The following is a 21,306-nucleotide window of genomic DNA, read 5'->3' as shown; positions in this document are numbered from 1 at the left end:
CTTCCTTCCGCCGAGCCCCGCCCGGACCATGCGTCCCGGAGCGGGGCTTTCGGCCGTCCGGTACGTCACCGGGGAGTCACCCGGCCGTACCGCGTGGCCAAATCATTTCCATGGCGTCCGGGCGGCCATCGGAAACCGCGGGGAATTGCCATAGAGTCGAGCGGATCCTGAAGAAGCGTCCATCGCGTGCGGGCCGTCGCTTTCCGCGGGGTCGTATCGGGGTCGATCCGGAGGTTCGTCCAATGCGGGGACGTTTGTGAACGGCGGGAGTGGCGCGGTTTCCGACAACCGCCGCGTTTCCGCGCAGGCGGTGTGCACGGCCATTCGCGACGACATCGTCTCCGGTGCCTTCCCGCCCGGCACCCGGCTCATCGAGGAACTCCTCGCCCGCCGCTACGGCGTCTCCCGCGTCCCGGTGCGCGAGGCGCTGCGCACGCTGGCCTCCGAGGGCTTCGTGACCACGCGCCGGCACGCGGGCGCCTGTGTCGCCGAGCCGACCGAGCAGGAGGCGGCCGACCTGCTGGAGGTGCGGGCCCTGCTGGAGCCGCTGGGGGCCGCCCGGGCCGCGCAGCGGCGCACCGAGGCGCATCTGAAGGTGTTGCGCGGACTGGTCCGGCTGGGCCGGGAGCGCGCTCGCGGCGGTCAGCCGGGCGAGCTGTGCCCGCTGGGCGACTGGTTCGACGAGACGCTGGCCCAGGCCTCCGGCAGTCCGAGCCTGGCCGCGCTGCTCACCCAGGTGCGACGCAAGATCGCCTGGGTGTACGCGCCCGAGCCGCCCGCCCGGCCCGTGGAGACCTGGGAGACACATGCCGCGCTCGTCGACGCGGTGGTCAGGAGGGACGCGGAACGCGCCCGGGACATCGCCGCCGGGCGGGCCGGGCGGGCGCCCGGCGAATTCCGGTTCTGGCGTCCCGTGCCGGCCGCCCCGGCGCCCCGGGCGGCCGTCCGGAAACGCGCCGTGCACACGGCGGGCGCCGGAATGTGAGGCGCGTCCGCCATTCCGGGCCGGACGGGAATGGCCCGGCGTGGAACACCTGACGTTTTCCGGCCGGAATTCTCCCGCGCGGGGGGAAACACACGACGGGGCCGCGGCGGCCGGTTCTCCGGCCGCCACGGCCCCGCTCGCGTGCCGCGGGGAGCCTCCCCGGAAACCGGGAGGCTCCCCGCGGCGAGGGCTCAGACGGTCTCCGGGAGCTCCTCGAGCCCCTCGGCGACCAGCTTGGCCAGGCGGTCGAGCGCGGCCTCGGCACCCGCGTCCTCCGAGGCGAGGACGATCTCCTCGCCGCCCTGGGCGCCCAGGCCCAGCACGGCCAGCATCGAGGCGGCGTTGACGGGGGTGCCGCCGGCCTTGGCGATGGTCACGGGGACGCCGGCGGCGGTCGCCGCACGGACGAAGATCGACGCCGGGCGGGCGTGCAGGCCGTCGGCCCAGCCGACGTTTACGCGGCGCTCAACCATGGTGTTGCCCTTCGAATCGCTATTGGTTGTCTAGACCAGTGTCGCACGGTGTGGGCAGTGCTCCGCCGCGCCCGGGGGACTGTCGGTGGTCGGTCGTACGCTGATCCCATGCAGACGCCGTCCGAGCACGCGTACCCGGCCCACTGGGAAGCCGATGTCGTCCTCCGCGACGGCGGGACCACCCGCGTCCGGCCCATCACCCCCGACGACGTCCAGCGGCTGGTCAGCTTCTACGAGCAGGTCTCGGACGAGTCCAAGTACTACCGCTTCTTCGCGCCCTACCCCCGGCTGTCCGACCGCGACCTGCACCGCTTCACCCACCACGACTACATCGACCGGGTCGGGCTGGCCGCCACGGTCGGCGGCGAGTTCATCGCCACCGTCCGCTACGACCGCATCGACTCCCGGGGGCGTCCGGCCCACGGCCCCACCGAGGAGGCCGAGGTCGCCTTCCTGGTCCAGGACGCCCACCAGGGCCGCGGGGTCGCCTCCGCCCTGCTGGAGCACATCGCGGCCGTCGCCCGCGAGCGCGGCATCCGGCGCTTCGCGGCGGAGGTGCTGCCCGCCAACACCAAGATGATCAAGGTGTTCACGGACGCCGGGTACACCCAGAAGCGGAGCTTCGAGGACGGCGTCGTCCGGCTGGAGCTCGACCTGGAGCCGACGGACCGGTCGCTCGCCGTCCAGCGCGCCCGCGAGCAGCGCGCGGAGGCCCGCTCGGTGCAGCGCCTCCTCGCCCCCGGCAGCGTCGCGGTCTTCGGCACCGGCCGCGAGCCCGGCGGCATGGGCCGCGCGGTGCTGCGCAACGTGCTCGCCGGCGGGTTCACCGGACGGGTCCTCGCGGTCAACACCTCCTTCCCCGACGGCCTCACCACGCTCGACCCCGAGGGCGTCCCCGCCCTCCGCTCGCTGCGCGAGGCCGGAGGGCCGGTCGACCTCGCCGTCGTCGCCGTGCCCGCCGACCGCGTGCCCTCCGTCGTCGAGGACTGCGGGGAGCACGGCGTCCAGGGCCTCGTGGTGCTCTCCGCCGGGTTCGCGGAGAGCGGGGCCGAGGGCCGGGACCGCCAGCGCGAGCTGGTGCGGCAGGCCCGCTCGTACGGCATGCGCATCATCGGCCCCAACTCGTTCGGCCTGGTCAACACCGCCGCCGGGGTCCGCCTCAACGCCTCCCTCGCCCCCGAGCTGCCCCCGCCCGGACGGGTCGGCCTGTTCAGCCAGTCCGGGGCCATCGGCATCGCGCTGCTCTCCGGCCTCCAGCGGCGGGCGGCCGGACTGGCCGGTCTCGCCTCGGTATCGACCTTCGTCTCGACGGGCAACCGCGCGGACGTCTCCGGGAACGACTTCCTCCAGTTCTGGGACGAGGACCCGGACACCGACGTCGCCCTGATGTACCTGGAATCCATCGGCAACCCGCGCAAGTTCACCCGCATCGCCCGGCGCACCGCGCGGCACAAGCCGGTCGTCGTCGTCAAGGGCGCCCGGCACGGCGGCGTCACCCCCGCGGGCCACACCGTCCCCACCACCCGCATGCCCGACGCCACCGTCTCCCACCTCCTCCGGCAGGCCGGCGTCATCCGCGTCGACACCGTCACCGAACTCTCCGACACCGGTCTGCTGCTGGCCGCCCAGCCGCTCCCCGCCGGCCCGCGCGTGGCCATCCTGGGCAACTCCCAGTCCCTGGCCCTGCTCACCTACGACGCCTGCCTCACCGATGGCCTGCGCCCGCTGGCCCCGCGCGATCTCACCACCGACGCCCGCCCGGAGGACTTCCGCCGGGCGCTCGCCGCCGCCCTGGCGGACCCGGCCTGCGACGCCGTCGTCGTCACCGCCATCCCCCGGGTCGACGGCGAGTCGGCGGCCGGCCTCGCCACCGCCCTGCGCGCCGCCGTGGCCGCCGCCCCCACGGCGAAGCCCGTCTGCGTGGTGCACCTGGAGATCCCCGGCCTCGCCGAGGCCCTGGCCGCCCCGCCGGAGGCCGGCGCCTCCGCTGATCCCGCCGGTCCTGCTGACCCCGCTGATCCCGCCGGTCGCACGGGTCCCGGCTCGGTGCGCGTCCCCGCCTACCCCGCCGCCGAACGGGCCGCCCGGGCCCTGGCCCACGCCGCCCGGTACGCCGAGTGGCGGCGCCGCACCGAGGAGCGCCCCGGCCGCGTCCCCGAGTACGAGGACATCGACGAGGCGGGCGCGGCGGCCGACGTCGAGGTGCTGCTCGCCGCCCACGGCGTCACCGAGGGCGATCCCGCCGGGCCCCGCGCCGTCACCCTGTCCGCCGCCGACACCCAGCGCCTCCTCGCCCGCTACGGCATCGCCGTCCTCCCCGCGCTGCCCGCCCCCAACCCGGACGCCGCCGTGGCGGCGGCCCACCGGCTGGGCTTCCCGGTCGCCCTCAAACCCACCGCCCCGCACCTGCGGCACCGCGCCGACCTGGGCGGCGTCCGCCTGGACCTCGGTGGCGAGGCCGAACTGCTGCGCGCCTACACCGAATTGACCGAGCTGCTCGGCAAGCCCTCCGAGACCCGCCTGGTGGTCCAGTCGATGGCCCCGCGCGGCGTCGACACCGTCGTCCGCGCCTCGATCGACCCGGCGGCCGGAGCGGTGCTCTCCTTCGGCCTCGCCGGAGCCCCGTCGCTGCTGCTCGGCGACACCGCGCACTGCCTCGTCCCGGCCACCGACCGGGACGCGGCCGAGCTGATCCGCTCGGTGCGCACCGCGCCGCTCCTCTTCGGCTGGCGCGGCGCCGCCCCCGTCGACACGGGAGCGCTGGAGGAGCTGCTGCTGCGCGTCTCCCGCCTGATGGACGACCACCCCGAGGTGGTCGGGGCCGACCTGGAGCCGGTGATCGTCGCCCAGCACGGCATCCACGTGCTGGGCGCCTCCATACGCCTGGCTCCGCCCCCGCCGCGCACCGACCTGGGGCCGCGGAGCCTTCCGACGTACTGACGCGGTCCGGCCCGGATCCGGGCACCGGCCCGGGCATCGGCGGCGGCAGGGGTCCGTACGCCCCGTAGGATGGGCGTATGGCGAAGACCGGTACGACGACCCAGGGGCTGCGCGCGGCGATCGAGCGCAGCGGCTACTACCCGGCCCTCGTGGCCGAGGCCGTGGAGGCGGCCGTGGGCGGGGAGCCGGTCGTGTCGTACCTGGTCCACCAGGAGACGACGTTCGACTCCAACGAGGTCCGCCGCCATGTGACGGTCCTCGTCCTCACCCGTACGCGGTTCATCGTCAGCCACACCGACGAGCAGGCGGCCGACGGCACCTCGCCGTCCCCGTACGCCACCACCTCGACCGAGTCCGTGAAGCTGGAGCGGATCTCGTCGGTGGTCGTCAGCCGGGTCGTGGCCAACCCCGAGTCCTACACGCCGGGCGCGCTGCCCCGCGAGGTGGTCCTCACCATCGGCTGGGGCGCGGTCTCCCGGATCGACCTCGAGCCCGCCGCCTGCGGTGACCACAACTGCGACGCGGATCACGGCTACACGGGCTCCTCGACCGCCGACGACCTCAGCCTGCGCGTCAGCGAGGCGGGTGACGGCCCCGACAGCGTCCGCCAGACCCTCGCCTTCGCCCAGGCGATCTCCGAGGCGACCGCGGTCACCGGCCGCTGATGTCGTACCCGAGCACCGCGGGCGCCGCCTGGCCCGAGCCCGCCCCGCTGGACCCCGGCACCGCGCCGCTGCCGCGCTACGGCTCCGGCTCCCTCGCCGACCTGCTGCCCGCCGCGGTGGCGGGCATGGGCGTCCCGGGCTTCGGTTCCGGGCTGGAACTGGCGCCCGCCGACCGGGTCTGCGTCTTCCTGATCGACGGCCTGGGGTGGGAGCTGCTGCGTGACCACCCGGCCGAGGCTCCGTTCCTCCACTCGCTGCTCGGCACCTCGCTCAACGGCGTCGGCGCCCCGCTGACCGCCGGCTTCCCGTCCACCACCGCCACCTCCCTGGCCTCGGTGGGCACGGGTCTGCCGCCGGGCGTCCACGGCCTGCCCGGGTACACGGTCCTCGACCCGGCCACCGGCGAGCTGATGAACCAGTTGCGCTGGCGCCCCTGGACGGACCCGCACCACTGGCAGCCGTACCCCACCGTCTTCCGGCTCGCGGACGACGCGGGCGTGCACACCTGCCAGGTCTCGGCCCCCGACTTCGAGCACACCCCGCTGACCCGGGTCGCCCTCAGCGGCGGCACCTTCCACGGCCGGCTGTCCGGCGAGGACCGGATGGACCTCGCCGCCGCGCAGCTCGGCGCCGCCGACCGCTCGCTCGTGTACACGTACTACAGCGAGGTGGACGGCAAGGGCCACCGCTTCGGCGTCGACTCCGAGGAGTGGCGCGGCCAGTTGATGTACGTCGACCTGCTGGCCCGCCGGCTCGCGGAGCAACTGCCGCCGCGCTCCGTGCTCTACGTCACCGCCGACCACGGCATGATCGACATCCCGTTCACCCCCGAGGCCCGCATCGACTTCGACGAGGACTGGGAGCTCCGCGCGGGCGTCGCACGGCTCGGCGGAGAGGCCCGTGCCCGGCACGTCTACGCCGTGCCGGGGGCCGCCGCCGATGTGCTCGCCGTGTGGCGCGAGGTGCTGGGCGAGCAGATGTGGGTCGCGGGCCGTGACGAGGCCATCGAGGCCGGCTGGTTCGGGCCGCCCGGCGCGGGCGTGGACGACCGGGTGCACGCGCGGATCGGTGACGTGGTCGCCGCGGCCCGGGACGACGTCGCGATCGTCGCCACCGAGACCGAGCCCAACGAGTCCAAGATGGTGGGCCTGCACGGCTCCATGACGCCCGTCGAGCAGTTGGTGCCGCTCCTCGAAGTGCGCACCTGAGCACCCCCCCTGTACCTTTTCCCGCCCCCCGAAACGAAAGGCGTCGGCCTTCCCATGCCCGAGCTGGTGTTCTTCTCCGGAACGATGGACTGCGGAAAGAGCACCCTCGCTCTGCAGATCGAGCACAACCGTTCGGCCCGCGGCCTGCAAGGGATGATCTACAGCCGCAACGACCGCGCGGGCGAGGGCAAGCTGTCGTCCCGGCTCGGCCTGGTGACGGACTCCGTCGAGGCGGGCGAGGGGTTCGACTTCTACGCCCACGTGGTCGGCCACCTCTCCGCGGGCGGCCGGGTGGACTACGTCATCGCGGACGAAGCCCAGTTCCTCGCCCCCGAGCAGGTGGACCAGTTGGCCCGGATCGTCGACGACCTCGAACTCGACGTCTTCGCCTTCGGCATCACCACCGACTTCCGCACCCGGCTCTTCCCCGGCTCGCAGCGGCTGGTCGAACTCGCCGACCGCATCGAGGTGCTCCAGGTCGAGGCCCTGTGCTGGTGCGGCGCCCGCGCCACCCACAACGCCCGGACGGTCGGCGGGCAGATGGTCGTCGAGGGCGCCCAGGTGGTCGTCGGGGACGTCAACCAGCCGGAGACGGTGGTGGGTTACGAGGTGCTGTGCCGCAGGCACCACCGTCGGCGCCTCACCGCCGCGGCGGCCCGGGCCGCCGCCCTCTCCCCGGACGTGCTGCCGGTGGACCCCGAGACGGCGGACGACGTGGCTAACGGGGTGACCGCACCAGCGTGAGGACGGCCCCCTCCGGGTCCGCGACCGACGCCGTCCGTCCCGCCGGCCCGTCCTGCGGGGCCTTGAGCACCCGTCCGCCCAGCTCCTCCGCGCGCCGGGCGGCGGCATCGGTGTCGGCCACCTCGAACCAGGTCGTCCAGTGCGGGCGCCGCACCGCGGTCCCGACCCCGCGCACCGAGGCGACCGGGCGGCCGTCCAGGTGGAGGGTGAGCCGGTCGGAGTCCACGGAGTCGGCCGGCTTGACCTCGTAGCGGAAGAGCGCCTTGTAGAACTTCACGGCGACGGCCGCGTCATGGGTCAGCAGTTCGTGCCACACGGCCGTCCCGGGCCTCCCCGGCGCCGCCTGCGCGGGCGGCACCTGCGCCTGGCGGATACCGAAGGGGGCGCCGGCCGGGTCCGAGGCCAGCACCAGGCGGCCCGTGTCCCCGGTGGCGAGCGGACCCACCCCCACCGTGCCGCCCGAACAGCGGATCCACTCCGCCGTCACATCGGCGTCGTCACTGGCCAGATAGGTGGTCCACTCCCTCGGCAGCCGCCGGTCGGGCGGCAGTTCGCCGAGCCCCGCGACCTCGTGGCCGTCGAGCGTGGCGCGGACGCAGGGGCCGAGCCGGCACGGCCCGGGGTTGTCGTAGCTCCAGCCGAAGAGGCCGCCGTAGAACTCCTTCGTCGCCCCCAGGTCGTGCACCAGCAGGCTCGTCCAGCAGGGGGTGCCCGGAACATGCCGGACCCGCCCCTCGCTCCGCTGCGGGGCGGACCCCCAAACCTCGGTCATCGTCGCTCTCTCCTCGGACCATCATGGTGGCCGCGCGGCGCTCCCATGGTCTGACGGCACGGGCGGAACACCCGTGGACCGCGGCGCGCGGGGTGGTGCGGGACGGTGCCTGAGCAGATGGTTGCACCACCGGTCGTGTCATGCCCCCCGGCCGCGCCGGATGACACGGGTTCCCGTGGGATCCAGCAGGAAGAGGCCGGAAATCGCGTTTCGCTTCCGTTTCGCGGCCCTTGCCGTCCGGTATCGATCGGTCGTGCGCTGTCCCGCCAGGGTGCCTGTCGGACGCAGGGGTGGCTACGTCAGGATGGCCGGTATGAATCCGATCATCAGCGCAAGGGAATTGGCGGAGCGGCTGGCGGCGGGGGAGCGGTCGCCCCGTCTGCTGGACGTGCGTTGGCAGTCGGGCGGCCCGTCGTGCCGCCCGGAGTACGACGCCGGTCACCTCCCCGGTGCCGTCTACGTCGACCTGGAGGGCGAGCTGACGGGCCCCAAGGGCCCCGAGGGGACCGGCTGCCGCCACCCGCTGCCCGACCCGGCCGTCTTCGGGGCCGCGATGCGCCGCGCGGGCGTCTCCGCCGACGACGACGTGATCGTGTACGACGGCGGGCAGAACTGGGCGGCGGCACGCACCTGGTGGCTGTTGCGCTGGACGGGTCACGAGGCGGTGCGCGTGCTCGACGGTGGCGTGGCCGCCTGGACGGCCGCGGGCGGCGAACTCACCGACGAGGTGCCGGAGGTCGCCGAGGGTGACTTCGTCCCGGCGCCGGGCGCGGTGCCGCTGCTCGACGCGGACGGCGCGGCGGCGCTCGCCCGCCGGGGCGTCCTGCTGGACGCCCGCGCGGGCGAGCGCTACCGCGGCGAGGTGGAGCCGCTGGATCCGGTGGCGGGGCACATCCCGGGCGCGCTCTCCGCGCCGACCACCGAGAACGTGGACGGGAACGGGCTGTTCCGCCCCGCCGCCGAACTGGCCGGGCGGTTCTCCGCGCTGGGCGCGGTGCCGGGTGCCGAGGTGGGCGTCTACTGCGGGTCCGGGGTCTCCGGGGCCCATGAGGTGCTGGCGCTGGCCGTGGCGGGCGTGCCGGCCGCGCTGTACGCCGGCTCGTGGAGCGAATGGACGGCGGATCCGTCCCGCCCGGTGGCCACCGGGGCGCAGCCGGGCTGAGCCGGGGTTTCCACCGCATGCCGATTGCCGGGCGCGACTGCCCGGCAATTCAGGCAAAAGGGTTACGGAGTCGCGGCCGTGCGAGACCACGCGAAAGGGTCGGTATCGGGCGGAACGCATCCGTCCGCCCGTCCTCACTCCTGTTTCTTGCGCCGCGTCCCGAAGACGATCTCGTCCCAGCTCGGCACCGCGGCCCTGCGGCCCGGACGGACACCGTCCGCCTCGGCCTGCCGGTCCGTGGTGCCGATCAGCCGCTCCCGGTGCCCGGCCACCGACCGGGGCATCAGCACGTCCGCGTAGGCCGAGCCCGCGCTCGCCGCGGGGGCGGGCGGCTCGACGGCCTCCGCCTCCTCGGCCGGAACCTCGCCCGGCGGGGCGGCCGACGGCGGCTCGGGCACCACCATGTCGCCCCGGAAGCTGGGCACGGCCTCCAGCAGGCTGGTCAGGGAGTCGCGCTCCTTGGCCGCCTCCTCGGCGGCGGGCGCCGCGACGGCCGCCGGGGCCTCGGCGGGCTCCGGCGCCGGACGGTCCTGGAGCCGCTCCCGGGGCAGCCTGGCGATGCGCGGGACAAAGGGGAAGCTGGGCTCCGGGGTGTCCTCGGTCTCGCCGATCAGCGCCCGCGCCTCGTCGTCCAGCGCAGAGACGATCCGGCGCGGCGGGTCGTAGGTCCAGCTCGCGGCCCGGGGCTCGCCGGCCACGCGGTAGACCAGCAGCACCTCCCAGGTGCCGTCGTCCCTCCGCCACGAGTCCCACTGCGCGGTGTCCTTCTCGGCGCCGCGCAGCAGCAGCCGCTCCGCGACGGCCTCACCGAGCTGCGGCCCGGTGCTCTCGCCGGGGCGGCGTACGGGGGTCTTGCGGGCGCGCTCGGCCATGAAGGCGCGCTCCGCGAGGACCGGACCCTCGAAACGGCGCACTCGTTCGACGGGGATGCCGGCGAGCTGCGCGACCTCCTCGGCGGAGGCGCCGGCCCGGATCCTGGCCTGGATGTCACGGGGCCTGAGGTGGCTCTCCACCTCGATCTCGATCTGCCCCAGGCGTGCGCGGTCGTTGCGCACGGCGGCGCGCAGCCGCTCGTCGATGGGAAGGGTGTACTCCGTGCTGTCCGCAGCCTTGAGCACCAGCCGTGTGCCGTCGTTGGAGACGGCCACGACACGCAGTTCGGGCATGGGGACCTCCCGGGTGGTGCCTGCCGACGTCACGTGCGTCGCTGCTTCCGCTGGTCGAGTGTGGCCTGCCCGGGTAGCAGCCTGCCACAACATTGCCGAGTTGACGGGGCGAGAGCCGCCCGGGCCCCTCCCGTTGGGTCCGGGCAACCGGACGGTATACCGGGGCCGGGCTCGCCACAGTACTCCATTCGGACCACCGGGGGTGGAGCGGCGCGCCATCGATGTTCACGTCCGGCAAGGGAGTTGATCGCGCCCTCTTGCGCCGGAGACCTTCCCACGGGTGGCGAGGTTCACACAATCACCGGATTCGGAACTGTTCGTTACGCTCGAATGTCCCTTCCTAGTGCAAGAGGCGCGAAAGGTTCGACAGAGGCTGGAGATGGACGACAAAGCCGAAAGTGGCGCAAAGGGCAAGGCCAAACGCCTGGACTTGAGCGTCGCCCAGGTGGCGGGCAGCGCGCTGGCCGCGGTGATCGCCGCCCTGCTCGCCGGCAAGCTCGGGGTCTACGGCACGGTGATCGGCGCCGGTGTCGTCAGCGTGGTCGCCACCACGGGTGGCACGGTCTTCCATCACCTCTTCAGACGAACGGGCGAACAGGTGCGCGATGTGGCCGTCCAGGCCGCACGGCCCCGGCTGCGCCAGGTCCCGCTGGACCACGCGGAGCGCGCGGTCGGTCGGGCGCGCGCCGCCGACGCCTCCGACCTCCCGGCCGGGCCACCGGCCGCGGCTCTGCCGCCGGACCCCGACCGCACCCGGTTGTTCGCCCACCTCGGCACGGACCGTGACGAGGACGCGACGCGGATGCTGCCGGAAGCACACGCCGGTGCGTACCCCGGCGCGTACGACAGTGCGCACCCCGTGCACGGCTCCGAAAGGTTTTCCGAGAAGTTCTCGGCCGGCACGACGCACGGCACCCGGTGGCGCGGCTGGAAGCGGCCACTGCTCGCCGCCGGCGCGGTCTTCGTCCTGGCCATGGGCGCGGTGACGGCGGTCGAGCTGGTGTCCGGGCAGAGCGCCGACGGCACGAAGGACAGGACGACCATCCTGCGGCCGTTCCAGCAGGACAAGCCCGAGCGGCACGGCGACGACAAGGGCGGCCGGAAGCAGGGGGAGAACGGGGAGAAGGGCCGGGAGGGCTCCTCCGGCACCGGGCCGGACGCCGGTGACGGCGGCGGGACCCGCGAGCCGTCGCGTTCGCCCGGCACCGGCACCTCCGGAACGGACGGCGAGAACGGCGGGAACGGCGGGAACAAGGGCGAGGGCGGCGCGTCGCCGTCCCCCGACGCCTCCCGGCCCGCGGGCGGCTCCGGCGGACAGACCCCGGACCCGGGGAAGTCCCCCTCGGGCGGCACCTCGCCGGGCCCGGACCGGACCCCCGACCCGGGCGGCTCGTCCGGTACCGGCCAGGACGGGGGCAAGGGCGCCACGGCCGAGGGCAAGGGCGGCGCGAGCGCGCCGCCGGCCGGGGAGAAGGGGAGCGGGGCCTGAGCCCCGTGCGGCCCCGCTCCGGGGCCCGTGGTCCCGGAGCGGGGCTCTTCCGTTTCCCTCCGCTCCCGTTCCCCCGCTCCCGTCTTCTCCGTGCCGGCGTGCTCAGTCGCCGAGCACGCGCCGCAGGTACGGGTTGCCGAACACCCGGTCCGGGTCCAGCCGGTCCCGTACCGCCGTGAAGTCCGCGAACCGCGGGTAGACCCCGGCCAGGTAGGCGGCGTCCCGGCCGTGCAGCTTGCCCCAGTGCGGCCGGCCGCCGTGCGCCGTCATGATCTCCTCGGCGGCCGAGAAGTACGCCCGGTACGGCGCGCCCCGGTACATGTGCACCGCGAGGTAGACGGTGTCGCGGCCGGAGGCGGTCGACAGCCAGACGTCGTCCGCCGGGGCGGTCCTGACCTCGACGGGGAAGGCCACCCGCAGCCGCCGCCGCTCGATGACGGCCCGCAGTTCGCGCAGCGCCGGGACGGCGGCCTCGCGCGGCAGCGCGTACTCCATCTCCACGAAACGGACGCGCCGGGGACTGGTGAAGACCCGGTAGGGAATGTCGGTGTACGTGCGGGCGGACAGGGCGCGGCCGGTGATGCGGGCGATGGGGGGCACCGCCGCGGGCACCGCCCGGCCCACCGCGCAGACCGCGCCGAACAGGCCGTTGGACAGCAGCTCGTCGTCCACCCAGGCCCCCAGGCGGCCGAGGGGCGCGGCGGGGCCCGCGCTGCGGTTGTTGCGTTTGGTGGTGCAGTGCTCGGTGTGCGGAAACCAGTAGAACTCGAAGTGCTCGTTCTCCGTGGCGAGCCGGTCGAACTCGTCCGTGACCCGGTCGAAGGACATCGGTTCCTCACACGCCGTGAGCAGGAACTCCGGCTCCACGGCGAAGGTGATCGCGGTGATCACCCCCAGCGCGCCCAGACCGACCCGGGCCGCCGCGAAGACCTCGGGGTGCTCCGTCGCCGAGCACGTGAGCACCGAGCCGTCCGCGGTGACCAGCTCCAGGGCCCTGACCTGCGCGGCGATCGAGGCCGAGTCGCGGCCGGTGCCGTGGGTGCCGGTGCCGACGGCACCGGAGACCGTCTGCTCCATGATGTCGCCCATGTTCGTCAGCGACAGGCCGAGCGCGGACAGCGCCCGGTTGAGGTCGGCGAGCCGGGTGCCGGCCCCGACGGTCACCGTGCCGGCCGCCCGGTCGACCGACCGTATGCCGGCCAGATGGTGCGGGCGGATCAGCACCCCGTCCGTCACGGCCGCGGCCGTGAACGAGTGTCCCGAGCCGACGGGTTTCACCCGCAGCCCGTCCGCGGCCGCGGCGGCCACCGTCCGGGCCAGCTCCGGGACCGAGCCCGGGGTGACCGTCCGCAGCGGGTGGGCGGTGACGTTCCCCGCCCAGTTACGCCACGCGCTTGTCCTCGCCGACGTCCTTGGTGCCCTTGCTGGTGTCTCCGTCATGTGCGCCAGACCCTCCCCTAGGCAGCGGGACGGACGTCCCGGTCCGCCGGGAGACCCGATCCTCCGGAGCCGACCGCAGCCGGCGGTGTCCGAGGAACGCCCCGAAGGCCGCCAGCGCCCCCGCCACACCGGGCACGGCGTACCCCGTGCCGGCCCCCGCGGCGTCCACCACCGAGCCGGCGGCGGACGAGCCGAGCGCCGCTCCGACGGCCATCCCGGTGCTCGTCCAGGTCATGCCCTCGGTGAGGTTCGCGCGCGGTACGTTCCGCTCGACCAGGGCCATGGTGGTGACCATCGTGGGTGCGATGGCCAGGCCCGCGAAGAAGAGCGCGACGGCCAGGGACGGCAGGCCCCCGACCAGTTGGAGGGGGATCATACTCACGGCCATCACACAGACCCCGAGGAGCCAGCGGCGGGCGGGGTCGCCCTTGAGACGCAGCAGACCGAACACCGTGCCCGCGAGGCACGAGCCGAGCGCCCAGACGGCCAGCACGACGCTCGACAGCGCCTTGTGGCCCAGCTCCTCGGCGAAGGCGACGGTCACCACCTCGATGGAACCGAAGAGGGCGCCCATCGCGACGGCGGTCCCCACGAGGACCCGGAGACCACCCGAGCGCAGGGCGCTGCCGTCCCGGCCGTGCGCGGCGCCGGCCGGCACCGGCTCGGTGGCCCGCTGCGCGGTCAGCCAGAAGACGCCGAGCACCAGGAAGACGGCCGCCAGCAGCGGTCCGGCTTCCGGGAACCAGCCGGTGGACAGGCCGATGGCGAGCAGCGGGCCCACGATGAACACCAGCTCGTCGATCACGGACTCCGCGGAGTACGCGGTGTGCAGGTGGCCCGGGGAGTCGCGGTACAGGGCCGCCCAGCGGGCCCGCACCATCGACCCCACGCTGGGCACCGCGCCGGCGCCGAGCACGAAGACGAAGAGGGTCCAGTGCGGCCACCGCAACTGCGCGCCCAGCAGCAGGAAGGCCGTCGCCACCACGGAGGACAGGGTGACCGGCCGCATCACCCGCCGCTGCCCGTACCGGTCGACGAGCCGCGAGACCTGCGGTCCCACCGCCGCGGCGGCCAGGGCGAGCGTCGCGGAGAGCGCTCCTGCCAGCCCGTACTCGCCGGTGAGTTCCGAGACCATGGTGACGATGCCGATGCCCATCATGGACAGCGGCATCCGGCCGAGGAGTCCGGCCGCCGCGAAGCCCTTGGCGCCGGGTGCGGCGAAGATCGCGCGATACGGACTGGACAATCCGGCTCCGCCCTGAAAGAGGAATGAGAGGTTCTAAAACGAGAGTGCATCCAGAGCCATCGATGGCCCATACAGGTTACGGGGGAACCTGAGTTCGTCGCGCGGTTTTTCCCGTCCCCCAGGGCCCGCCCGGGTTCCCCGCCCCCGGCCGGTGGTGCCGGGTGACGCGGCTGTCAGTGGGGGGTGGCAGGATCGTCACCATGTCGGATCAGCCAGCGCACGCCCCCTACGACGCCCTGCTGTTGCTCTCCTTCGGCGGCCCCGAGGGCCCGGACGACGTCGTCCCGTTCCTGGAGAACGTGACGCGTGGCCGGGGCATCCCCCGCGAGCGGCTCAAGGAGGTCGGGCAGCACTACTTCCTGTTCGGCGGCGTCAGCCCCATCAACGACCAGAACCGCGAGCTGCTGCGCGCCCTGCGCGAGGAGTTCGCGGCGAGCGGCGTCGACCTGCCGGTCCACTGGGGCAACCGCAACTGGGCGCCGTACCTGACCGACACCCTCCGCGAGCTGGTACGGGACGGTCACCGCCGCATCCTCACCCTCGCCACCAGCGCCTACGCCTCCTACTCCGGCTGCCGCCAGTACCGGGAGAACCTGGCCGACGCGCTGGCCGCCCTGGAGACCGAGGGGCTTCCCGTCCCGCGCGTCGACAAGCTCCGGCACTACTTCAACCACCCCGGCTTCGTCCGCCCCATGATCGACGCCACCCTGGCGGCCCTCGCGGAGCTCCCCGAGGACACCCGGGCCGGCGCGCACCTCGCCTTCACCACCCACTCCATCCCCACGGCCGCCGCCGACACCTCCGGCCCCGCCGAGTCCCACGGGGACGGCGGCGCCTACGTCGCCCAGCACCTCGACGTGGCCCGGACCATCGCCGACGCCGTGCGCGAGGAGACCGGCACCGACCGCCCCTGGCGGCTGGTCTACCAGTCCCGCAGCGGCGCCCCGCACATCCCGTGGCTGGAACCGGACATCTGTGACCACCTGGAGGCGGTGCACGCCGAGGGCGCCCCCGCGGTCGTGATGATCCCGATCGGCTTCGTCTCCGACCACATGGAGGTCAGGTACGACCTCGACACCGAGGCCAAGGCCAAGGCCGTGGAGCTGGGCCTGCCCGTCGCCCGCGCGGCGACCGTCGGCGCCGACCCGCGGTTCGTCGCCGCCGTCCGCGAGCTGGTCCTGGAGCGGGCCGCCGCGGAGCGCGGCGAGCGGCCCGAGCGCTGCGCGCTGGGCGCCCTCGGCCCGTCCCACGACCTCTGCCCCGTCGGCTGCTGCCCGGCCCGGGCGCCGCGCCCCGCCGCCGCGGGCGCGGACAGCCCCTACGCGTGAACCCTGCGTGAATCCCCGCGTGCCCCCCCGCGCGGGCCGCGTACCGGCCACGTCCGACCCCACCCGCACCAGGCAAGGAGCACCTGTGAACGCCCCCACCGAGGCCCTCAAGACCGAGCTGCTGACCGTGGCCCTGGAGGCCGCCGAGCGGGCCGGCGCGCTGCTCAGGGACGGCCGTCCCGCCGACCTCGGCGTGGCGGCCACCAAGACCAGCTCCATCGACGTGGTCACCGAGATGGACCTCGCCTCCGAGAAGCTGATCACCGGCTTCCTCGCCGAGCGCCGCCCCGACGACGGCGTGCTGGGGGAGGAGGGCGCCAGCACGCCCGGCACCAGCGGGGTCCGCTGGGTGATCGACCCCCTCGACGGCACGGTCAACTACCTCTACGGCCTGCCGTCCTGGTCCGTGTCCATAGCCGCCGAGTACGCCGGCGAGACCGTCGTCGGCGTGGTGGCGGCGCCGCTGCGCGGCGAGACCTACCGGGCCGCCCTCGGCGGGGGCGCCTGGGCCAACGACCGCCGGCTGCGCGTCCGCCCCGCGCCCGCCTTCGAGCAGGCCCTGCTCGGCACCGGCTTCGGCTACCTCACCGCCCGCCGCACCGCCCAGGCCGAGGTGGTCCGCCGGCTGCTGCCCGAGGTCCGGGACATCCGGCGCGGCGGATCCGCCGCCATCGACCTCTGCGACGTGGCCTGCGGCCGGCTCGACGGCTACTACGAGCGCGGGCTCAACCCCTGGGACCTCGCCGCAGGCGACCTCATCGCCCGCGAGGCGGGGGCGCTCACCGGCGGCCGGCCCGGCGCCCCCGCCTCCGGCGAGCTCACCGTCGCCGCCCCGCCCGGCTTCTTCGAGCCCCTCCAGGCCCGGCTGGAGGAGCTGGGTGCCTGGCACGACTGAGCCCGGCGTCCGGCGGGGGCCGCGGCGGTGGCCCACGGCGTCATGACGGCGGAGCGCCCCGGTGCACGAGGCACCGGGGCGCTCCGGCCGTTCACACGGCGGTCAGCGGCTGTTCGGCGGCTGGTCGGTGGGTGTTCAGGGGTCAGGCGGCGCTGACCTCGACGCCGTGCTCCGCGGCGAGGCGGTGCAGGTCGTCCAGTTCCGCCTGTTCCATGTCGGCGAGAAAGTCGTCTCCGCTGCGGCGGGCCCGGTCGAGATCACTCCGCGTGGTCTCTATGCGCTGCAGAATGCCGGCGGTGAACGCGTCCATGCTGCGCCCCCTCCTGGGTCGGCTCGGTGGCACGGGGGTGTGCCGGGGGGTTCCCCGGTGGGTAGCCGGGGAAGACGATCACGTGCGTGGTGGTCCCCCCGCGGTGCCACGTGGTCATGGCGCACCGCATTACGGGGGTCGTGATCGCGGGTGTGCAGACGTCTTCCCCACCCCGGTCCAGGCGGAAACCTCCCGTCCGCGAACGGGACGGGAACCCGCCTCCGCGGGCCGCCCGAAGCCCCTTACAGCCGGTTTATCGGTGTTCGGGGCAGGATGGAGGGACCACCAGTGGCCGTCCGGCCTGCCCGCAGGGCCCGCCGGAGCCACCCCCGCACCCCCAGGCCCGTCGGGCCCCTGAGGAAGGAAGACCCGTGCGCGTACTCGTCGTCGAGGACGAGCAACTGCTCGCCGATGCCGTCGCCACCGGACTGCGCCGGGAGGCCATGGCCGTCGACGTCGTGTACGACGGGGCCGCCGCCCTGGAGCGCATCGCCGTCAACGACTACGACGTGGTCGTCCTCGACCGCGACCTGCCGCTGGTCCACGGCGACGACGTCTGCCGCAAGGTCGTCGAGCTCCAGTTGGCCACCCGCATCCTGATGCTCACCGCCTCCGGTGACGTCAGCGACCGCGTCGAGGGCCTGGAGATCGGCGCCGACGACTACCTGCCCAAGCCCTTCGCCTTCAGCGAACTGATCGCCCGCGTCCGGGCGCTGGGCCGGCGCACCACCGTCGCCTTGCCGCCCGTCCTGGAGCGGGCCGGCATCCGGCTCGACCCCAACCGCCGCGAGGTGTTCCGCGACGGACGCGAGGTGCAGTTGGCGCCGAAGGAGTTCGCGGTGCTGGAGGTGCTGATGCGCAGCGAGGGTGCCGTGGTCTCCGCGGAGCAGTTGCTGGAGAAGGCATGGGACGAGAACACCGACCCCTTCACCAACGTCGTCCGCGTCACCGTCATGACGCTGCGCCGCAAGCTCGGCGAGCCGCCCGTGATCGTCACGGTCCCCGGCTCCGGATACCGGATCTGAGCCGATGGCCTCCACGCCCCCCTCCCCGACGAACTCGCCCCCGGCGGCCTCCCAGCCCCCGCCGCGGCCCGCGGCCCCGCCACGGCCCGCCTGGGACCCGCGTCAGCCCGTCGTCCGGCCCTTCCCGTGGCTGCGGCCCACCATCCGCATACGGCTCACCCTGCTGTACGGCGGGATGTTCCTGATGGCGGGCGTGCTGCTGCTCACGATCATCTACCTGCTGGCGGCGGACGCGATGCGGGAGGGCAGCTACCTGCCGTTCCGTTTCATCGACGGCAACCTGGAGAGCACCAGCAACGCCTGCCCGTCCCTCCGCCCCGGCCGGATCGACGCCCGGGAGCTGGAGAACGCCGTCCAGGTGTGCATGAACCACCAGCGCGCCATAGCCCTCAACGGCCTGCTCCGCCGCTCCCTGCTGGCCCTCCTCGGCCTCGCCGTGATCGCCTTCGCCTTCGGGTACGCCATGGCCGGACGCGTCCTCTCGCCGCTGGGCAAGATCACCCGCACCGCCCGCCGGGTGGCCGCCACCGATCTGACCCGGCGGATCGAGCTGGGCGGCCCGGACGACGAGCTCAAGGAGCTCTCGGACACCTTCGACGAGATGCTGGACCGGCTGGAGCGGGCCTTCACCGCGCAGCAACGTTTCGTGGCCAACGCCTCGCACGAGCTGCGCACCCCACTGGCGATCAACCGGACGCTGCTGGAGGTGCATCTCTCCGACCCCGGGGCCTCGCCCGAGCTCCGGCAACTGGGCAAGACGCTGCTGGCGACCAACGAGCGCAGCGAACAGCTCGTGGAGGGCCTGCTGCTGCTCGCCCGCAGCGACAACGAGATCGTGGACCGCAAGCCCGTCGACCTGGCCGAGGTGGCCTCCCAGGCGCTCGACCAGGCCCGCGGGGAAGCCCAGGCCAAGGGCGTGGAGCTGCGGGGCGAGCGGCTGCCCGCGGTCGTCCAGGGCAACGGCGTCCTACTGGAGCGCGTCGCGCTGAACCTGGTGCAGAACGCCGTCCGGTACAACGTGCCGGAGGGCGGCTGGGTGGAGGTCACCACCGCGTCGCGGCCCGGCGAGGCCGTGCTCGTGGTGGAGAACACCGGTCCCGTGGTCCCCGCCTACGAGCTGGACAACATCTTCGAGCCGTTCCGCAGGCTGCGCACCGAACGCACCGGCAGCGACAAGGGCGTGGGTCTCGGCCTGTCCATCGTGCGGTCGGTGGCCCGGGCGCACGGCGGCCGGATCACCGCGGAGCCCCGGGAGGGCGGCGGACTCGTCATGCGGGTGGTGCTGCCGGCCTGACGGAAACCCGACGGCATCTGACGGACACCTGACAAACTCCACCGGCCGGGGAATTCTGCGACAATGGCGCGGACACGGGTTCGCTTTGGGCGGAATTTTCCCGGTCTGATGGACGCTGTCGTCGTGTGTGATCGATCACACGGAGGGACAACCGGCCATCCACTCTCCGTGATCGGATCCCCTAAGGGAACGCCTGGAAAATGGGGGTTTCCAGGGGTCTTGATCACGGGAAGTACAGGAGATGGCGCTGCCACGAGCGGCCTGTGGACCGTGTACGGTCCGGTTCGCCACCCGATCCGATCACCTCTTCAGGTGCGCGGTTGGGTGTCGATTGAGTAACAGACCTTGATGTGAGGCAAAATCTCCGCCTCGGGTCGGGCACAAGTCCGGCCTCTCACGCGTTACGTGCGCTGGAGACACCGCAGACACCCAGAGGGGGAGAGCGACATGGCAACGGACTACGACACCCCACGCAAGACCGACGATGACGTCAACGAGGACAGCATCGAGGAACTGAAGTCCCGGCGGAACGACAAGTCGGCCTCGGCCGTAGACGTCGACGAGTTCGAGGCCGTCGAGGGCCTGGAGCTGCCGGGGGCGGACCTCTCGAACGAGGAGCTGTCCGTCCGCGTCCTGCCCCGGCAGGCCGACGAGTTCACCTGCATGAGCTGCTTCCTCGTGCACCACCGCAGCCAACTGGCCGGTGAGAAGAACGGCCAGCCCATCTGCCGCGACTGCGAGTGAGGCAGGGGTCTGCGATGGCAGGCTCGGAACCGTTCCGTAAGCGGCTCGCACGGCGGTCCAGGGCTCTTCGGCGTACGGGGGACGCCGGGCCGGACCGCGCCGTGACGGGCGCGCACGAAGCGGCTGGCGCGCACGCCGAGCGGGGCCCCGAGGCCTCGCTCGCCGCCGCGCGCGGCCATGATGGGGCACCCGAAGGGGTGGAGCCCCCCAAGGGCGGGACCGGGCGATGGAGCCGGGGCGCGCGAGCGGGCCTCGCGGCCGTCGTCGACCGGATCATCGCCACCGCTCCCCGCGTCCCCGTACGCGACCTGGCCACTTTGCGCGGCCAGTTCCCGGACCTCGGCCCGGAGGAGATCGCCGACAAGCTGGTGACCGGCGCCGCCAACGGCACGTCCACCGTGGGAGCCGGCATCGGGGCGGCGGCCATGCTGCCGGTCCCGCCGGCCATGCCGGCCGAGCTCGCCGCCGAGATCGTCGGCGTCGCGGCCGTGGAGCTCAAACTGATCGCCGAGCTGCACGAGGTCTACGGCCTCCGGGCGCCCGGCACGGCGCGTCAGCGCGCGCTCGCCTACCTCGCGGCCTGGGCCGACGAACGCGGGGTGGACGTCACCAAGCCGACCAGCGTCAACGCGGCCCTCGGCGGGCAGCTCCGCCGTGAGCTGCGCCAGCGGGTCCTCAAGCGCACCTTCCGCAACCTCCCCAACCTCGCACCGTTCATGATCGGCGCGACCGTCGGGGCCGTCATGAACCGCCGGGACACCCGCAGGCTGGCCGAGAAGGTCCGGGCCGACCTGCGCCGCCGCCAGGTGTCCTGGGCGGCGCTGCCGGCGGCCGAGGGGCCTCAGGCCGAGCCCTGAGTCCGGCCCGAGCCCTGAAGCCCGGCCCGGGGCCTGGGCCCGCCCGGAAGCGGGGGTCAGCCCCGCTCGGCCGTCGAAGCCGCGTCCCGCCCGGCGGCGACAGCCGCCGCCAGCCGCTCGGGGGAGCGGGTCGACAGGTACAGGTACGGCGTCGGGTCGGCCGGGTCGGTGACCTCGATCCGCAGGGCGGTCGGCACATAGCCGCGCAGCAGCATGAACGCCCGGCTGTCCGCCTTGTGGGTGCGCCAGGCCAGGGCCTGCTCGGGATCGAGGACCTCGGCCGCGCCGAGCGCCGCGCAGGGGATCCGCGCGTCCCCGGCCAGCAGGGTGTCGCCCACCACCCGGATCCGCGCCGAGCCGTAGGCGCTCACCGCGATCGTCGCCAGCGCGCCGCCGACGACCAGCCCGCCCAGCATCGGGATGGTGCCGAGCGGCAGCGTGATCAGGGCCGTGGCCACCCCGATGAGAGCCGCGATGACCCACCAGGAGCGGGGCGCGGTCAGGCGTTCTTCGTAGTGCTGCATGGTCTCAAGCTTGGCACGGGCGGGACCGGGCACCGCTCG

General features: G+C 74.1%; 20 protein-coding genes. 13 read left to right on the top strand and 7 right to left on the bottom strand.

The genetic code is table 11. The features are described 5' to 3' along the window. Positions 1–256: 256 nt before the first annotated feature. On the top strand, positions 257–985 hold the full coding sequence (locus tag ACZ6X9_RS30475) for a GntR family transcriptional regulator (protein ID WP_469781249.1): 729 nt from the start codon (positions 257–259) through the stop codon (positions 983–985). Positions 986–1,176: 191 nt separating this feature from the next. Here ACZ6X9_RS30475 and ACZ6X9_RS30470 read toward each other — a convergent pair whose 3' ends face one another. Beyond that, the gene (locus tag ACZ6X9_RS30470; protein ID WP_469781248.1) at positions 1,177–1,458 is read right to left on the bottom strand and encodes an HPr family phosphocarrier protein; all 282 of its coding nucleotides are present in this window, start codon (positions 1,456–1,458) and stop codon (positions 1,177–1,179) included. Positions 1,459–1,566: 108 nt separating this feature from the next. Here ACZ6X9_RS30470 and ACZ6X9_RS30465 point away from each other — a divergent pair, with 108 nt between their 5' ends. The 4 genes from ACZ6X9_RS30465 to ACZ6X9_RS30450 all read left to right on the top strand — a co-directional run bounded on the left by ACZ6X9_RS30465 (position 1,567) and on the right by ACZ6X9_RS30450 (position 7,015). Next, complete coding sequence (locus ACZ6X9_RS30465; RefSeq protein WP_469781247.1) at positions 1,567–4,398, top strand: bifunctional acetate--CoA ligase family protein/GNAT family N-acetyltransferase; 2,832 nt, start codon at positions 1,567–1,569, stop codon at positions 4,396–4,398. 77 nt (positions 4,399–4,475) lie between these two features. After that, complete coding sequence (locus tag ACZ6X9_RS30460; RefSeq protein ID WP_469781246.1) at positions 4,476–5,063, top strand: DUF5998 family protein; 588 nt, start codon at positions 4,476–4,478, stop codon at positions 5,061–5,063. After that, positions 5,063–6,271, top strand: a complete 1,209-nt coding sequence (locus ACZ6X9_RS30455; RefSeq protein ID WP_469781245.1) for an alkaline phosphatase family protein — start codon at positions 5,063–5,065, stop codon at positions 6,269–6,271. Before ACZ6X9_RS30460 ends, ACZ6X9_RS30455 begins: the two co-directional genes overlap by 1 nt. Positions 6,272–6,325: 54 nt before the next feature. After that, positions 6,326–7,015 carry a thymidine kinase gene (locus tag ACZ6X9_RS30450; protein WP_469781244.1) on the top strand — a complete coding sequence of 230 codons (690 nt, stop codon included), beginning with the start codon at positions 6,326–6,328 and terminating at the stop codon, positions 7,013–7,015. Here the strand turns inward: ACZ6X9_RS30450 and ACZ6X9_RS30445 are convergent. Then, entirely contained in the window at positions 6,990–7,787 is a 798-nt protein-coding gene (locus ACZ6X9_RS30445) for a VOC family protein (protein WP_469781243.1), read from the bottom strand. The two genes, ACZ6X9_RS30450 and ACZ6X9_RS30445, sit on opposite strands and share 26 nt — an antisense overlap. Positions 7,788–8,100: 313 nt before the next feature. On the opposite strand from ACZ6X9_RS30445, the gene ACZ6X9_RS30440 reads away from it, so the two are divergent. Further along, positions 8,101–8,949 (top strand): sulfurtransferase, encoded by an 849-nt coding sequence (locus ACZ6X9_RS30440; protein ID WP_469781242.1) that lies wholly within the window; start codon positions 8,101–8,103, stop codon positions 8,947–8,949. A 134-nt stretch (positions 8,950–9,083) separates the two neighbouring features. Here the strand turns inward: ACZ6X9_RS30440 and sepH are convergent, their stop codons facing one another. Continuing rightward, complete coding sequence (sepH, locus tag ACZ6X9_RS30435) at positions 9,084–10,115, bottom strand: septation protein SepH (RefSeq protein ID WP_469781241.1); 1,032 nt, start codon at positions 10,113–10,115, stop codon at positions 9,084–9,086. A 379-nt stretch (positions 10,116–10,494) separates the two neighbouring features. Between sepH and ACZ6X9_RS30430 the strand changes: the two genes are divergently transcribed. Further along, complete coding sequence (locus tag ACZ6X9_RS30430; RefSeq protein ID WP_469781240.1) at positions 10,495–11,604, top strand: hypothetical protein; 1,110 nt, start codon at positions 10,495–10,497, stop codon at positions 11,602–11,604. Positions 11,605–11,706: 102 nt separating this feature from the next. Here the strand turns inward: ACZ6X9_RS30430 and ACZ6X9_RS30425 are convergent, their stop codons facing one another. Both ACZ6X9_RS30425 and ACZ6X9_RS30420 read right to left on the bottom strand, forming a co-directional pair. After that, entirely contained in the window at positions 11,707–13,044 is a 1,338-nt protein-coding gene (locus tag ACZ6X9_RS30425; RefSeq protein WP_469781239.1) for a D-arabinono-1,4-lactone oxidase, read from the bottom strand. Next, on the bottom strand, positions 12,986–14,290 hold the full coding sequence (locus ACZ6X9_RS30420; protein WP_469781238.1) for an MFS transporter: 1,305 nt from the start codon (positions 14,288–14,290) through the stop codon (positions 12,986–12,988). The genes ACZ6X9_RS30425 and ACZ6X9_RS30420 overlap by 59 nt, the downstream gene beginning before the upstream one ends. 200 nt (positions 14,291–14,490) lie before the next feature. Here ACZ6X9_RS30420 and ACZ6X9_RS30415 point away from each other — a divergent pair, with 200 nt between their 5' ends. Together ACZ6X9_RS30415 and ACZ6X9_RS30410 are read left to right on the top strand one after the other, a co-directional pair. After that, the gene (locus ACZ6X9_RS30415) at positions 14,491–15,618 is read left to right on the top strand and encodes a ferrochelatase (protein ID WP_469781237.1); all 1,128 of its coding nucleotides are present in this window, start codon (positions 14,491–14,493) and stop codon (positions 15,616–15,618) included. 85 nt (positions 15,619–15,703) lie between these two features. Next, positions 15,704–16,513, top strand: coding sequence for an inositol monophosphatase family protein (locus ACZ6X9_RS30410; protein WP_469781236.1), 810 nt, complete (start codon positions 15,704–15,706; stop codon positions 16,511–16,513). Between the two features lie 142 nt (positions 16,514–16,655). On the opposite strand, the gene ACZ6X9_RS30405 is transcribed toward ACZ6X9_RS30410, so the two are convergent. Next, positions 16,656–16,823: a hypothetical protein gene (locus ACZ6X9_RS30405; RefSeq protein ID WP_436781865.1), complete on the bottom strand. Its 168-nt coding sequence runs from the start codon at positions 16,821–16,823 to the stop codon at positions 16,656–16,658. 371 nt (positions 16,824–17,194) lie between these two features. Here ACZ6X9_RS30405 and ACZ6X9_RS30400 point away from each other — a divergent pair, with 371 nt between their 5' ends. The 4 genes from ACZ6X9_RS30400 (at position 17,195) to ACZ6X9_RS30385 (ending at position 20,743) form a co-directional block, all read left to right on the top strand. Beyond that, complete coding sequence (locus tag ACZ6X9_RS30400) at positions 17,195–17,848, top strand: response regulator transcription factor (RefSeq protein WP_223770666.1); 654 nt, start codon at positions 17,195–17,197, stop codon at positions 17,846–17,848. 4 nt (positions 17,849–17,852) lie between these two features. After that, positions 17,853–19,142, top strand: coding sequence for a sensor histidine kinase (locus ACZ6X9_RS30395; RefSeq protein WP_469781235.1), 1,290 nt, complete (start codon positions 17,853–17,855; stop codon positions 19,140–19,142). A gap of 447 nt (positions 19,143–19,589) precedes the next feature. Continuing rightward, on the top strand, positions 19,590–19,886 hold the full coding sequence (locus ACZ6X9_RS30390; protein ID WP_004949312.1) for a DUF4193 domain-containing protein: 297 nt from the start codon (positions 19,590–19,592) through the stop codon (positions 19,884–19,886). Between the two features lie 101 nt (positions 19,887–19,987). Then, a complete protein-coding gene (locus ACZ6X9_RS30385; protein ID WP_469781234.1) occupies positions 19,988–20,743 on the top strand; it encodes a hypothetical protein in 756 nt (251 codons plus the stop codon). 56 nt (positions 20,744–20,799) lie between these two features. On the opposite strand, the gene ACZ6X9_RS30380 is transcribed toward ACZ6X9_RS30385, so the two are convergent. Then, positions 20,800–21,267 (bottom strand): DUF3093 domain-containing protein, encoded by a 468-nt coding sequence (locus ACZ6X9_RS30380; protein ID WP_469781233.1) that lies wholly within the window; start codon positions 21,265–21,267, stop codon positions 20,800–20,802. Positions 21,268–21,306 lie beyond the last annotated feature (39 nt).

It is taken from the genome of Streptomyces sp. NPDC052910, from assembly GCF_055585605.1.
This window is presented reverse-complemented; position numbering and strand designations above follow the sequence as displayed.

What these genes read in the sequence shown, in the direction of transcription:
- ACZ6X9_RS30470 (WP_469781248.1), bottom strand. Translation starts at nt 1,458, where the DNA reads ATGGTTGAGCGCCGCGTAAACGTCGGCTGGGCCGACGGCCTGCACGCC.
- ACZ6X9_RS30465 (WP_469781247.1), top strand. Translation starts at nt 1,567, where the DNA reads ATGCAGACGCCGTCCGAGCACGCGTACCCGGCCCACTGGGAAGCCGAT.
- ACZ6X9_RS30460 (WP_469781246.1), top strand. Translation starts at nt 4,476, where the DNA reads ATGGCGAAGACCGGTACGACGACCCAGGGGCTGCGCGCGGCGATCGAG.
- ACZ6X9_RS30455 (WP_469781245.1), top strand. Translation starts at nt 5,063, where the DNA reads ATGTCGTACCCGAGCACCGCGGGCGCCGCCTGGCCCGAGCCCGCCCCG.
- ACZ6X9_RS30450 (WP_469781244.1), top strand. Translation starts at nt 6,326, where the DNA reads ATGCCCGAGCTGGTGTTCTTCTCCGGAACGATGGACTGCGGAAAGAGC.
- ACZ6X9_RS30445 (WP_469781243.1), bottom strand. Translation starts at nt 7,787, where the DNA reads ATGACCGAGGTTTGGGGGTCCGCCCCGCAGCGGAGCGAGGGGCGGGTC.
- ACZ6X9_RS30440 (WP_469781242.1), top strand. Translation starts at nt 8,101, where the DNA reads ATGAATCCGATCATCAGCGCAAGGGAATTGGCGGAGCGGCTGGCGGCG.
- sepH (WP_469781241.1), bottom strand. Translation starts at nt 10,115, where the DNA reads ATGCCCGAACTGCGTGTCGTGGCCGTCTCCAACGACGGCACACGGCTG.
- ACZ6X9_RS30430 (WP_469781240.1), top strand. Translation starts at nt 10,495, where the DNA reads ATGGACGACAAAGCCGAAAGTGGCGCAAAGGGCAAGGCCAAACGCCTG.
- ACZ6X9_RS30425 (WP_469781239.1), bottom strand. Translation starts at nt 13,044, where the DNA reads ATGACGGAGACACCAGCAAGGGCACCAAGGACGTCGGCGAGGACAAGC.
- ACZ6X9_RS30415 (WP_469781237.1), top strand. Translation starts at nt 14,491, where the DNA reads ATGTCGGATCAGCCAGCGCACGCCCCCTACGACGCCCTGCTGTTGCTC.
- ACZ6X9_RS30405 (WP_436781865.1), bottom strand. Translation starts at nt 16,823, where the DNA reads ATGGACGCGTTCACCGCCGGCATTCTGCAGCGCATAGAGACCACGCGG.
- ACZ6X9_RS30395 (WP_469781235.1), top strand. Translation starts at nt 17,853, where the DNA reads ATGGCCTCCACGCCCCCCTCCCCGACGAACTCGCCCCCGGCGGCCTCC.
- ACZ6X9_RS30390 (WP_004949312.1), top strand. Translation starts at nt 19,590, where the DNA reads ATGGCAACGGACTACGACACCCCACGCAAGACCGACGATGACGTCAAC.
- ACZ6X9_RS30380 (WP_469781233.1), bottom strand. Translation starts at nt 21,267, where the DNA reads ATGCAGCACTACGAAGAACGCCTGACCGCGCCCCGCTCCTGGTGGGTC.